Here is a 12,578-nt window from a genome sequence, read left to right on the forward strand (position 1 = left end):
TGTGTTCATGGGCAGTGCCGTTTTTTCAATCTGGAGCAGAGATCAATCATGGCAACCATTTCCTGGGATGACTTCACCAAGGTCGAATTGCGCGTCGGTCGCATCATCCAGGCCGAAGTCTTCGCGCAGGCGCGCAAGCCGGCTTTCAAGCTTGTGGTGGACTTCGGGCCGGAGATCGGCCAGCGCAAGTCGAGCGCGCAGATCACGGATCTGTACACGCCGGAATCGTTGCTGGGCAAGCTGGTGGTAGCCGTTGTCAATTTTCCGCCCAAGCAGATTGGGCCATTGATGTCCGAATGCCTGGTGACGGGCTTCCACAATGAAAGTGGTGCCGTCGCGCTGTGCATGCCGGATGGAACCGTGCCCTTGGGTGCAAGGCTTTGCTGAAACCCCGGCGGTTGCCGGGGAGGCTGAGTGGCAAGGACGGAGGGCTGAGCGCGCGTGCTGCCTGATACGCTCAGCCCTGCCGGTAGGGCGCTAGGCCATTGATCTAAGCCATGACAGGCAGCGCCTGCCGTACCCGGTTGTAGGCGCTGATTACTGCCAGGACAGAGGCCGTTGCGATGTTTTCATGGATACCGACGCCGAAGCGGCTGCCAGTGACATCCGGGTGCGCCATTTCAATGATGGCGACGGATTGAGCCTGTGCGCCTGTGCCCAGGCTGCGTTGCTCATAGGCGTCTATACGCAGTAGAGCGTCGAGTGCGGCGACCGTCGCGGCAATCGGGCCGTTGCCCTGTCCGGCAATCTGCCGATGCCGGGCTTGCGCGCCGGGTAAAGCCAGCTGCAGCTGAATTTCCTGGCCGGTGGCGACATCGCGCAGGGTGTGGGCAAGGTAGCGGAAATGACCGGGCTGCCACGGCATGAGATAGGTCTGGCGGAACAGGTCCCAGATCGCTTCGCTGCTGATCTCCGTTTCGCTGCTATCGGCATGGCGTTGCACGATGGCGCTGAATTCCACTTGCATGCGGCGCGGCATGGCAATGCCGTGGTCGCGTTCCAGCAGGTAGGCAATGCCGCCCTTGCCGGATTGGCTGTTGACGCGCACGATGCTGTCGTAGGTGCGTCCCAGGTCCTTGGGGTCTATCGGCAGGTAGGGGACACGCCAGATGCTGCCAGGCTGCTGGGCCGCAAAGCCTTTGGCGATGGCATCCTGGTGCGATCCCGAGAAGGCGGTGAACACGAGGTCGCCGGCGTAGGGATGGCGTGGATGGATGGGCAGCGATGTGCATTCCTCCGCGACGCGGGCGACGGCGGCGATATCGGAGAAATCCAGGCCGGGGTGGATGCCCTGTGTGTAGAGGTTGAGCGCCAAGGTGACGATATCCACGTTGCCGCTGCGTTCACCATTGCCGAACAGGCAGCCTTCCACGCGCTGCGCGCCCGCCAGCAGGGCCTGTTCCGCGCAGGCCACGCCGGTGCCGCGGTCATTGTGCGGGTGCACCGACAGCACGATGTGTTCGCGCCGGTGCAGGCGCCGGTCCATCCATTCGATCTGGTCGGCAAAGACATTGGGCGTGGAGACTTCCACGGTGGTGGGCAGGTTGATGATCATGGGCCGGCCGGGGCCAGCGTCCCAGGCAGCGATGGCGGCGTTGCAGACGGCCAGCGATACGTCCAGCTCTGCCATGCAGAACGTTTCGGGGGAATACTGCAACACCCATTCGGTTTCCGGGTGCTGCGCGGTCAGGGTCTTCAAGAGCGCGATGTGCTTTTCCACCATGACGATGATTTCGGGCACGCTCAAGCCGAACACCAGCTCGCGCCATGCCGGGGCGATGGCGTTGTAGAAATGCACGATCACGCGCGGGGCGCCGCGCACGCTTTCCACGGTGCGGCGGATCAGGTCTTCGCGCAGTTGCGTCATGACCATGGGGGTGACGTCGGCGGGAATCTGCCGCTCGTCGATCAGGCTACGCACGATGTCGTAGTCGGTTTGCGAGGCAGCCGGAAAGCCGACTTCGATTTCCTTGAACCCCAGGCGCACCAACTCATGAAACAAGCGCAGCTTGCGCTGCCGGTTCATGGGTTCGAAGAGAGCCTGATTGCCGTCGCGCAGATCCGTGGAGAGCCAGACGGGCGCCTGCGTGATGACGCGCGAGGGCCATTGCCGGTCTGGCAGATGGATGGGCGGGAAGGCCTGATATTTGGTGTCGGGTTGCTGCAGCATGGGGAGTGTCTCCGGTCGATCCTGTGTGACTGATTCCCCTGGCCTGGCTGGGCAGGCTGCGGTGTGGTCGGGGTCAGGGGGAATCAGTGCAGGTCTGGGCGCACGCAGGCGTGCTCAGACCCCGACGCAGGGTCAGGGCTAGCAGCGAGGGGCGTAGCGACAAGAAGCCGGACATGATTTTCCTTGGGAACAGGCGGTGCGAAGACGGTATGGCGCGTCAGGAATGCCTGCGATTGAAGAAAAGTGTACGATGCACGGTCATGTCTTTCTCTATTCAAAAAGACAATCTATATATGAAAAAGGACAGTTCAGGCCCTCCTTTACATGCGCTCGCTGCCAGCGCGCGGCAGAGGGGTTCAGGGGCGTCGCCTGGCGTGATGGCGGCGCAAGGAACAGTGGCGGGCCAGCCGCCGGAGTTGTGTCTCGTGGCAGGCCTGGCGCGTCCGGCGGGCATGCAGGCTTTCATGACCGGTGTGGCGATGGATTACCCTGCTGCGCATGTCACCCCCTGGCATGCCCATGAGCGTTGCCAGCTGTTGTACGCGGTGCAGGGCGTGATGGTGGTCCAGGCGGCAACAGGCCGCTGGACTGTGCCGCCAACGACGGCGGTCTGGCTGCGCCCGGGGATCGAGCATCGCTTGCTGATGCAGGGGCCGGCCAAAGTGCGCAGCGTATTTGTGGCGGCAGACGCCGTCTGCGGGCTGCCGGAGCGTGATGGCGTGCTGCATGTGTCTGCCTTGCTGCGGGAATTGATTGCCCAGGCGGCGAACCTTGGGCTGGCGCTGTGCGCTACCCGGCGCGGATGGTTGCTGGCCGAGTTGCTGCTGGAAGAATTGCGCGGGCAGCGCGAGTTGCCGTTTCACTTGCCCTGGCCGGAAGAGACGCGTCTCGCAGATGTCTGCGAGGCGGTACTGCTGGACCCGGCGCAACCGCACAAGGCGGAGGATTGGGCCGGCAGGCTGGCCATGAGCAGCAAGACGTTCCAGCGTCACTTCAGCAAAAGCACGGGCATGGGTTTTGGCCGTTGGTGCCAGCAGGCGCGCATGATGGCAGCCCTGGATGCCTTGCTGCAGGGGCAGGCCATCCTGCAAGTGGCCTTGCAGGTCGGCTACGACAGCCAAAGCGCTTTCACGCTGGCGTTCAGGCAGACCTTTGGCGTTTCCCCCGCACGCTTCCGGGAGCGCCTGCGCAGCGACTAGGGCGCCGGGATAAAAAAATGCCCCCTAGGCCGGGCAACCGGCTGTGGGGGCGAAGTTCACGGAGATCCCTGGAGGGATGGGGGTGCCCGAGGCGCCGGTGGCGCCGGGCGGGCAATGCTGGGGGCGGCGTCAGGCCGCGTTAATGACGGTGCGGCGCGTCGTCCTTTTTGGGTTCCGGCGCCAGCAGGTCCAGCGTCGGGGTTTCATCGAAGAAGTTCCACGGCTTGAGCAGCACGTTGACCCACTCGGTCGGCATGATGGGCCATTCTTCGGCGCGCGCGACGTGCGTGGTGCCGGTCGTCAGCCACACGACGTTGTCGGTGTTGACGATGTTCTCGTCATCTGCGGTGAACTGGCCCAGGCCGGTGTCCTTGTTGGAACGGTTGGGGTACTTGCCTTCCGGGAAGAATTCGTCGGGCTTGTACTTGGTGACCCACAGTTGCTTGTCCATGAAGTGCAGGCGGTTGTAGATCCATTCGTCATCGCCGAAGTTCGCGCCCTTGGCCACCGGGTGGGTGCCGCCGGCATAGGGGATGAGCTGGTAGGAAACCGGGTTGCCCATGCGGTTGAGCTTTTCGGTATTGCTCAGCAGGCGGATCGTGCCGGGGTCGAACTTCTGCGCAGCCTGTTTTTCGTTGGTGACGGTACGGGTTTCGGTCTGCATCGTGCTGGTGCGCGGCCCGCCGCGGGTATTGGGCGCAACCACCGGGTCGATTTCGGTCAGCGTGTTGTTCTCGCCGTCCACATCCATATCGAGGCGGAAGTTGTAGATATGCTGGTGCGTGGTGCCGACGATGTTGTGGTCGATCAGCGTGCCGTAGCGGGTATCTTCCTTGGCGGTCGGGTCCTGCATGGTGCGTGCCTGCACGCCCTTGACGGCTTCGATGCCGGTGGCGCCGGCGTTGATGCCGATGGTACCGTTCTGCGAGAACACCCAGTCGAAGATGTAGTCGTAGTTGCCCACGGTGCTGATCCAGCGCACCACCAGCTCGCGGCGCTCGGCGCTCACGTTGGGCTGGCCCATTTCCTGGTGCTTGTATTCCGGGCCGGCATAGCGTTCGAATACGGCGATGGCGTTGGGGATGACGGTCGGCTCGCCGGTGTAATCCGCCAGCGTGGCGTCAAGCAGCACGGCGTTTTGCGGGACATCCTTGCCGCGCTCGATGGGCGAGGTCAATGTGCCCATGCCGTACTCGCCGGAATCCAGGTAAGCCTTGAAGTACCAGCCCACATCCGGGTCGCCGTAAGGCACGATCATGCCGCCCAGCGAGCCTTCATACATGACTTTGCGCTTGGTGCCCTTGTCGTTGTAGGTGACTGTGGACAGCATCAGGCCGACGCGGGAATCCAGGCGGAAGTGGATTTCCCAGTTCTGCCAGCGCAAGGTATTGCCTGAGATGGAGTAATTCTTGCCTTCGGGTTCCAGGATTTCCAGCGGCTTGACCGGCGGACGGCTGGTGCGGTCGCGGCCATCATAGGAACGGGCCGTCATGGGGATGGGAATGACGCCTTCGTCCTCCAGTTTGACGACGGCCTTCTTTTCCAGATCGACCACGGCGACCAGGTTTTCGATGGGGTGGGCCCAGTAGTTACCGTCGCCGACATCCAGGTAGCTGACAACCTTCAGCAGGCGGTCTTCCTGCTTGAGTTGATCTTTGCCGTCGAAATAGCCTACCGTCAATGGCGTGGCGATGGCCTTGGAAACATCGGTGATGCCACGCTTGGCCAGTGCGGCAGCGTACTCGGGGCTGTTCTCGATCGCTTTCTGTACGGTTTCGAAATCGTCCAGCAGCACCATGCCGTGCGCGCCTTCGACTTCCTTCCAGCCGTGGACTTCCTTCAGCACATAATCGACCGTGCCTTCATACAGCTTCTTGCCATCCAGGATGGTGAAGGCCGCATGGCGGTTGTAGCTGACGGGCTTGCCTTCCAGTACGAAATCCCAGACCTGATCCTTGGGCGGCGTTTTCAGCGTGATCTCGGTGAAGCGCATGCCGGGTTTGAGGTGGCCGCTTGCCTTGAGCACTTCCACGGCGGTGGTGATTTCTTCTGCCGTCAGCGGATTCAAGGGGCTGGGTGTTTCTTCGATGATGAAAGTTTTGTCCAGTCCGGATTGGAAAACATCATTGATGAATTCCTCGGAGACCATGGCTTGACCGTTCTTGATCGTCACGGGAACGCTCAGTTCCAGAGGCGTGCCATTAACCAGTACCGTGTGGGAGCCTGGCTTGGCGCGCACCATGGTGCTGTTGCGCTGGATGTCATAGACGCCCGCGTAGTTGTCCCAGCGCACGGTGGCACCGAAGTCTTTCAGCGTCTGCTCCAGCGGCACCATTTTGGCCGGTGCGCCGTGGGCCAGCGCCTGGCCCGCGGGCGCCAGCAGCGCGGCGGAACTCAGGGCCAGCGCCAGCGCCGTGCGCCGGAAAATGGATGTCTGCCGTGATGGCTTGTTCGGTGTAGTCATGGTCATTCCTCTCGTATGCTCTTTTTTTGAATCAACAGCGGGCCGGCCCGCAACCGGGCCGGTGGGCAAGGCTGTGGCGAATGCCGGCTCTCCGGCGGGCATTTCGCTATTTCGGCTCCGTGTCAGGACGGCGGCGCCTGGCTGGGCCCGGGCGCCGCACGTTCTGCAGGGGCTTAATGCGCGATGCAGACGGATTTGATTTCAGTGCAGCCTTCAACGGCATGGCGCCCGAACTCGCGGCCGATGCCGGATTGCTTGTAGCCGCCGAAGGGCATGCTCGGGTCCAGCAGAACGTGGGTATTGACCCAGACCGTACCGGCTTCGATGCGCGGGATCAGGTTCATGGCGCGGCTGATGTCGCTCGTCCAGAGGCTGGCGCCCAGGCCGTAGTGGCTGTCGTTGGCCAGTTGCACGGCTTCTTCATCGGTGTCGAAGGTCAGGACGGACAGCACCGGGCCGAAGATTTCCTCGCGGGCGACCTTCATGTCCTGTGACACGCCGGACAGAATGGTGGGCTGCACGAAGAAGCCAGGGGCCTCCACCGGTTTGCCGCCGGCGGCCAGCTTGGCGCCTTCCTGGCGGGCGGACTCGATATAGCTTTCGATGGCCTGTTGCTGGCGGCGCGATACCACCGGATTGACCTGGGCACCAGGATCCAGGCCGGGCCCCAGCGTCAAGGTGCCTACTGCTGCCGACAGTGCATTGACGAATTCGTCATGGCGCGATTTGTGCACATAGATGCGCGAGGCGGCAGCGCAGACCTGGCCCTGGTTCAGCAGGCCGCCCAGCATGACGCCTTGCACGGCCTTGCCGATGTCGGCATCGCCGAACACCATCATTGGGTTCTTGCCGCCCAGTTCCAGCGTGAAGCGCGCCATGTGTTCCACGGCCGCATGGCCGACCAGCTTGCCGGTCTGGGTGGAGCCGGTGAAGGAAACCTTGGCGATGAGCGGATGCGACACCAGCGCCTGGCCGGTCGCGCCGGCGCCGGTCACGACGTTGAAAACGCCCGGCGGCACTCCGGCTTCCAGCGCCAGCTCTGCCAGGCGCAGCGCCGACAGCGGGGTTTCCGGGGACGGCTTGATGACGACGCTGCAACCTGCGGCCAGCGCGGGCATGACTTTCCAGGCAGCGATCATCAGCGGGAAGTTCCAGGGCACGATGCCGGCCACGACACCGACCGGTTCGCGGCGGGTGTAGCCGGTATAGCGCGTGCCCGGCGGCATGGCGATGGACAGATCCAGCGATTCGCCATGCAGTTTGGTGGCCCAGCCGGCCATGTAGCGCATGAATTCCGTCGTGGCGCCGGTATCCAGCGCGCGCGACAGGTTGATGGACTTGCCCTGGTTGATGGTTTCCAGTTGCGCCAGTTCTTCCGCATGGGCTTCTACCAGTGAGGTGAAGGCCAGCAGGATGCGTTCGCGGTCCGCCGGGCGCAGGCCGCTCCAGCGGCCATCGCGCAGGGCGGTATGGGCGCTGCGCACAGCCTGATCCACGGTGTCGGCATCGCTGTCGCCAGCAGTGGCGATGGTGTCGCCGGTGGCAGGGTTGTAAACCGGCAGGGTGCGGCTGGCTGCGATCGCCTTGCCTTCGATAAAGCTGCCGTGTGGGCGGGCCAGGAATGCCTGTACGGCTGCCAGCAGTTCAACTTGCGCCATGTTTTTTGTCTCCATGAGATTTATGGTGCACACGGACTTGGGCCGGTGCTATGAGACTGATATTAGGAACAATGGCGCGGGGGGGATTTGCTGTGCCTGCCTAGTTGATGTGTCAGGCTGCCAGTATGGGGTTGGGCCTGATAGGGGCAGGATAGTCTGTCTGGGGGTTGCGGACGGCCGTCGTTCCGGCCGGATGGCCTCAATCCGCAACGAGAACGCTATCGGTATGCTGGCGTCGGTATTCGCCTGGCGACATGCCGAAGCGCGCCTTGAAGGCCGTGGAAAAATGGCTGGAATCGGAAAAGCCCCAGGTGTAGCCGACGGCTGCCAGTTTCTGCGGGCAATTGGCGCTGCGCAGTGTTTCGGCGCACAGATCCAGGCGCCGATTGCGGATGTATTGGGCCACGACCAGCCCTTGGGTGGCGAACAGCCGGTACAGGCCGCGTACCGAAATGCCGATGCTTTGGGCAATGGTTTCCGGGGTCAGCGCTTCGGCGTCGATATGGCGGTCGATAAAGTCCAGTGCTCGCTGCAAGCGGTCGTTGCCATGGTGATGCGGATCTTCGGCATTGCCGATGGCTGGCCGTAGCAGATGCACGACGGCATCCAGCGCCGCCTCGCCTTCCGTGCGGCTCAGGCCGTTGCTGGTCTGGCGCAGGGTGGCCAGGATCAGGTGGCGAGCCAGGCCGGCGGCAGACGTAGAGGCCGGTACCCGTTGCGCGCAATGGACGCGGAGCGCCCGCAGATTCCGTTCGAGGGCCTGGCGCGGCAGGATCAGGGAAATCTGGCGGCAATCCGCGATGTATTTCACGCTGAACGGGTGCGAGCCATCGACCAGCGTAATGTCGCCCGGCGATAGAACCGCTTCCTTGTCGCTTTGCGCCACGCCGCAGCGACCGCGCAATTGCAGTACGGCAAAAAACTTGCTGCTGTCGTCTTCCTGCACTTCTTCCGGGGTGCGGTAGAGATGAGTGCCATCGCTGGCTTCTACCATGCTGGCCCGGACGGCACTGCTTTCATAGGCCTTCAGGCCGCCACTGAAACCACCCGATTGCAGGTCTGCGCGAAAGCGCCCGCAGGTCTGGTTGATGGCGGTAATCCAGGCGTCGAATGCCCGGTCGGGAGCGGAATGTCTGGCAGTGGCCATGCCTGTCCAAGCCTTTGCGTGCGGCAGAGGAATCGCTGGTGCCGCAATCGGTGTGATCAGTGCCGCAGGCCGGGCCGGCCAGGCGGCAGGAGGGATGGATGTAATCAAACCATGAAGCGCGAGGGGATTCATTTAGGGTTAACCCAAGAACTTGCCTGAGGGTTAACCCGTGCGCGGGGGCAGGTCGGGCGCAGCCTGTCACGCCGAAGCATGAATGTGGCACGGTCGTTATATACCGAAAAATGAAAATTAGAGGTTAATGAATAGGTGCGCGCCGCCCTTTTGTCTGGCGCTCTTCACCCCACAACAACGAGAAAATGGAGCACCGCATCATGACTGACCACAACGCCCCACACTTTGCCTGCCGCCGTACGCCGCCCGCCTGGCGCCAGCGTCTGGCAGTAGTCATGCTGGGCCTCTCCGTCACCGGTTTGAGCGGGACGGCAGCCCTGGCCGCTGGTACGCCGGACCCCGGCGATTATGTGCCAGCGCCTGCCGGTGCCACGGTATTTGCGCTGTATGCGCAGCACATGAAGTCCGACAAGGTTTATGACGGCGGCCACAAGGTCGAGGATGGTCTGGGCTTGCGGATGGATATCGGCGTGGCGCGTCTGATGCATTACGTCGATGTCGGTGGCAAAACCATGGATTTCGAGGTCATCCTGCCTTATGCGCGCCAGCGTGTCCGTTCCATGGATTACAAGGAAAGCGGGCTGGGCAATCTGCAGCTGGGCACGACTTACTGGATGCTGGAGGACAACGAAGCGGGCCGCTATGCGGCCTGGGCGGCCTACCTGACCCTGCCGACGGGCTCGCACCGCAAGGACGGTTTTGCGATCAGCGAAGACCGTTATGCCCTGGATATTGAGGCGGCCTATCTGACGCCCTTGGGCGGGCGCTGGTCGCTGGACCTGATCGGGCAGGTCGAAGCCTATACCCATGATGACGCGACCGATGTGCACCGCCGGCCCATGGCACGCGCCTTTGCACACTTGAGCTACCACTGGTCGGAGCAGACCCGGCTGGCCTTCACCGTGCGCCAGAGCTGGGGCTCGCGTGAAACCCTGTATGGCGACAGGGTGCTGGGATCCAAGAACGACACCAACCTGATGTTGACCTGGGCGCATCAGTTCACCGATACCTTCCAGCTGCAATTGCAGTATGCCGAGGATGTCCATGTGCGCAACGGCAGCCCGTTGCGTGCCTTGCAGGCACGGACGGTATTCGTCTTCTGAGTTTCTTTTTGCCGGGCGGCGCCGGAATGTTGACTGATGCGTATTTCCGGCGCTGACAAAGGACAAGAATTGTGAGAAAAACGCAGTCTTAGTAGTTTCCTGGGTGGGAAATATTGCCGGTTCTCCTTAACAATGTTGCTAGAATGGATATACAGGCATTCATGGCTGTACCCATATGTCTATATCCGTCAGTTGATGCAGTTTTGTTTCAAGGAGATGGTATGAAGAAGCATATTCTGGCCGCAGCGATCTTCGCACTGGCAGCAAGCAGCGGTATGGCACAGGCAAGCGACACGCTGGCCAAGATTCGTGACAGCGGTGCCGTAACGCTGGGCGTGCGCGAGTCCTCCGGCCTGGGCTATACCCTGGGCAATGGCAAGTACGTCGGCTTCCACACCGAAATGGCTGAAAACATCGTCGATGATCTGCGCAAGGATCTCGGGCTCGAAAAAATCGAGATCAAGTACCAGCCCATCACTTCGCAGAATCGTATCCCGCTGATTCAGAACGGCAGCGTCGATTTCGAATGCGGCTCCACCACGAACAACCGTGCCCGCCAGAAGGATGTGGACTTCGCGAACACGACCTACGTGGAAGAAGTGCGCATGGCGACCAAGGCCAACTCCGGCATCAATTCGGTGGCTGATCTCAATGGCAAGAATGTCGCCGTGACGACGGGTACGACGTCGGTGCAGACGCTGCGCCGCAACAAGCGCGCCGAAGGCATTGATTTCAAGGAAGTCATGGGCAAGGATCACGCCGACAGCTTCCTGCTGCTGGAAACCGGCCGTGCGGATGTGTTCGTGATGGATGGCTCCATCCTGGCTGCGAATATTTCCAAGTCGCGCAATCCGGCGGATTACAAGATCGTCGGCGAAGTGCTGTCGGTCGAGCCGATCGCCTGCATGCTGCGCAAGGATGACGAAAACTTCAAGGCTGCGATCAACAAGAGCATCGAACGCCAGATTGCCGATGGCACCCTGGCCGCACTGTGGGACAAATGGTTCCTGAAGCCCACGCCGCCTGCTGGCGCAGTGGTGGGTCTGCCCCTGTCGGAAGCGACCAAGCAAGCCTGGGAGCACCCGAACGACAAGCCCATGGAAGACTACGTCATCGAGTGAGCCCCGCAGCTGCGTAGTGTGCATCGTGCATATTGATCTTTTCGAAGTACAGGCGCCCCTGCAGTTGCACTGAGGGGCGCCTTTTTGCTGCAATTTCCCATGCCCGGGCCCGGTCTGCATCCGGGTGGCGGGCAACCAAGGTTGCAAAGGGGGCAGTATGAGTTGGGATTGGCAGGTTTTCTGCCAGGACAACCTGGACCAGCGGGTGGTCGAAGGCTGTTTTGGCAAGGGGGGGGACGTTACCTACCTGGACTGGATGCTATCGGCCTGGGGCTGGACGATTTCGGTATCGCTGTCGGCATTGATCTTGTCGTTGATTTTGGGCTTTCTCGTCGGGACAATACGCACCCTGCCCAATAGCCGTGTCTGGGCCCGGCTGGGCAATGCCTGGGTGGAGCTGTTCCGCAATATCCCTTTGCTGGTGCAGATTTTCCTTTGGTACCACGTGGTGCCATCGCTGATTCCTGCCATGCGCGGGGTCTCCGGGTTCGTCCTGGTGGTCTGTGCGCTGGGCGTATTCACTTCCGCGCGGATTGCCGAGCAGGTACGCGCCGGGATCCAGTCCTTGCCGCGCGGCCAGCGCTATGCGGGCATGGCGCTGGGCTTCACGACCTTCCAGACCTACCGTTATGTGCTGCTGCCCTTGGCGTTCCGGATCATTATTCCGCCGCTGACCAGCGAGTCCATGAACATCGTGAAGAATTCTTCGGTGGCTTTCGCGGTGTCTATCGCTGAACTGACCATGTTCGCGATGCAGGCGCAGGAAGAAACCTCGCGCGGGGTCGAGATCTATCTGGGCGTGACCCTGCTGTACATCATCACGGCCTTCGCTATCAATCGTGTCATGACCTTCATCGAGACGCGTCTGACCATCCCGGGCTTCGTCGCCAGCGGCGGCAATCAGGGAGGGCACTGAGCATGACTCTCGACTTTGGCTTCTATAACTGGGCGCTGATCAGCGACTACGTCCTCAAGGGTTTCTATTTCAGCATCTGGCTGACGGTCGTCGCCACCTTGGGCGGCATTGCGCTGGGGACGGTACTGGCCCTGATGCGCTTATCCGGCAAGCGTTGGCTGGCATTGCCGGCTGCCATCTATGTCAACGGTATGCGCAGCATTCCGCTGGTGATGGTCATCCTGTGGTTCTTCTTGCTGGTGCCGCTGATTGTCGGCTTCCCGGTGGGGGCGGGCACATCGGCCGTGGTGACATTCGTTGCCTTTGAAGCGGCCTATTTCAGTGAAATCATGCGCGCCGGCATCCAGGCCATTCCTCGCGGGCAGGTGCATGCGGGGCAGGCGCTGGGCATGACCTACGGCCAGAACATCCGCATCGTGGTGCTGCCGCAGGCCCTGCGCAACATGTTGCCGGTGCTGCTGACGCAAACCATCATCCTGTTCCAGGATACTTCGCTGGTATATGCCATCGGCGCCTATGACATGCTCAAAGGCTTCGAGACGGCAGGGAAGAACTTCGGCCGACCCATCGAAGCGTATATCGCGGCGGCGGTTGCCTACTTCATTATCTGCTATGCGCTGTCTTGGCTCGTCAAGCAACTGCATCGCAAGATCGCCATCATTCGTTAG

General features: G+C 61.8%; 10 protein-coding genes. 6 read left to right on the plus strand and 4 right to left on the minus strand.

From position 1 onward, the window contains the following. Nucleotides 1-48: 48 nt before the first annotated feature. Entirely contained in the window at nucleotides 49-387 is a 339-nt protein-coding gene (locus tag ACNA1V_RS08825; protein ID WP_415833225.1) for a tRNA-binding protein, read from the plus strand. Nucleotides 388-490: 103 nt separating this feature from the next. Here ACNA1V_RS08825 and ACNA1V_RS08830 read toward each other — a convergent pair whose 3' ends face one another. Then, entirely contained in the window at nucleotides 491-2,170 is a 1,680-nt protein-coding gene (locus ACNA1V_RS08830; RefSeq protein ID WP_415833226.1) for a 2-isopropylmalate synthase, read from the minus strand. Nucleotides 2,171-2,595: 425 nt separating this feature from the next. Between ACNA1V_RS08830 and ACNA1V_RS08835 the strand changes: the two genes are divergently transcribed. Beyond that, on the plus strand, nucleotides 2,596-3,369 hold the full coding sequence (locus ACNA1V_RS08835) for an AraC family transcriptional regulator (protein WP_415833227.1): 774 nt from the start codon (nucleotides 2,596-2,598) through the stop codon (nucleotides 3,367-3,369). Between the two features lie 139 nt (nucleotides 3,370-3,508). Here ACNA1V_RS08835 and tynA read toward each other — a convergent pair whose 3' ends face one another. The 3 genes from tynA to feaR form a co-directional block, all read right to left on the minus strand. After that, nucleotides 3,509-5,833 carry a primary-amine oxidase gene (tynA, locus tag ACNA1V_RS08840; protein ID WP_415833228.1) on the minus strand — a complete coding sequence of 775 codons (2,325 nt, stop codon included), beginning with the start codon at nucleotides 5,831-5,833 and terminating at the stop codon, nucleotides 3,509-3,511. 173 nt (nucleotides 5,834-6,006) lie between these two features. Beyond that, nucleotides 6,007-7,491, minus strand: a complete 1,485-nt coding sequence (locus ACNA1V_RS08845) for an aldehyde dehydrogenase family protein (protein ID WP_415833229.1) — start codon at nucleotides 7,489-7,491, stop codon at nucleotides 6,007-6,009. A gap of 199 nt (nucleotides 7,492-7,690) precedes the next feature. Next, the gene (feaR, locus tag ACNA1V_RS08850; protein WP_415833230.1) at nucleotides 7,691-8,638 is read right to left on the minus strand and encodes a transcriptional regulator FeaR; all 948 of its coding nucleotides are present in this window, start codon (nucleotides 8,636-8,638) and stop codon (nucleotides 7,691-7,693) included. A gap of 332 nt (nucleotides 8,639-8,970) precedes the next feature. Between feaR and ACNA1V_RS08855 the strand changes: the two genes are divergently transcribed. From ACNA1V_RS08855 to ACNA1V_RS08870, 4 genes are all read left to right on the plus strand, one after another. Continuing rightward, complete coding sequence (locus tag ACNA1V_RS08855; protein WP_415833231.1) at nucleotides 8,971-9,873, plus strand: transporter; 903 nt, start codon at nucleotides 8,971-8,973, stop codon at nucleotides 9,871-9,873. A 221-nt stretch (nucleotides 9,874-10,094) separates the two neighbouring features. Then, nucleotides 10,095-10,994, plus strand: coding sequence for an amino acid ABC transporter substrate-binding protein (locus ACNA1V_RS08860; protein ID WP_415833232.1), 900 nt, complete (start codon nucleotides 10,095-10,097; stop codon nucleotides 10,992-10,994). 157 nt (nucleotides 10,995-11,151) lie between these two features. Next, on the plus strand, nucleotides 11,152-11,910 hold the full coding sequence (locus tag ACNA1V_RS08865) for an amino acid ABC transporter permease (RefSeq protein ID WP_415833233.1): 759 nt from the start codon (nucleotides 11,152-11,154) through the stop codon (nucleotides 11,908-11,910). 2 nt (nucleotides 11,911-11,912) lie between these two features. Beyond that, a complete protein-coding gene (locus ACNA1V_RS08870) occupies nucleotides 11,913-12,578 on the plus strand; it encodes an amino acid ABC transporter permease (RefSeq protein ID WP_415833234.1) in 666 nt (221 codons plus the stop codon).

This window comes from Kerstersia similis (assembly GCF_965139615.1).
Lineage (GTDB): Bacteria > Pseudomonadota > Gammaproteobacteria > Burkholderiales > Burkholderiaceae_B > Kerstersia > Kerstersia similis.

What these genes read in the sequence shown, in the direction of transcription:
- ACNA1V_RS08825 (WP_415833225.1), top strand. Translation starts at nt 49, where the DNA reads ATGGCAACCATTTCCTGGGATGACTTCACCAAGGTCGAATTGCGCGTC.
- ACNA1V_RS08830 (WP_415833226.1), bottom strand. Translation starts at nt 2,170, where the DNA reads ATGCTGCAGCAACCCGACACCAAATATCAGGCCTTCCCGCCCATCCAT.
- tynA (WP_415833228.1), bottom strand. Translation starts at nt 5,833, where the DNA reads ATGACTACACCGAACAAGCCATCACGGCAGACATCCATTTTCCGGCGC.
- ACNA1V_RS08845 (WP_415833229.1), bottom strand. Translation starts at nt 7,491, where the DNA reads ATGGCGCAAGTTGAACTGCTGGCAGCCGTACAGGCATTCCTGGCCCGC.
- feaR (WP_415833230.1), bottom strand. Translation starts at nt 8,638, where the DNA reads ATGGCCACTGCCAGACATTCCGCTCCCGACCGGGCATTCGACGCCTGG.
- ACNA1V_RS08855 (WP_415833231.1), top strand. Translation starts at nt 8,971, where the DNA reads ATGACTGACCACAACGCCCCACACTTTGCCTGCCGCCGTACGCCGCCC.
- ACNA1V_RS08860 (WP_415833232.1), top strand. Translation starts at nt 10,095, where the DNA reads ATGAAGAAGCATATTCTGGCCGCAGCGATCTTCGCACTGGCAGCAAGC.
- ACNA1V_RS08865 (WP_415833233.1), top strand. Translation starts at nt 11,152, where the DNA reads ATGAGTTGGGATTGGCAGGTTTTCTGCCAGGACAACCTGGACCAGCGG.
- ACNA1V_RS08870 (WP_415833234.1), top strand. Translation starts at nt 11,913, where the DNA reads ATGACTCTCGACTTTGGCTTCTATAACTGGGCGCTGATCAGCGACTAC.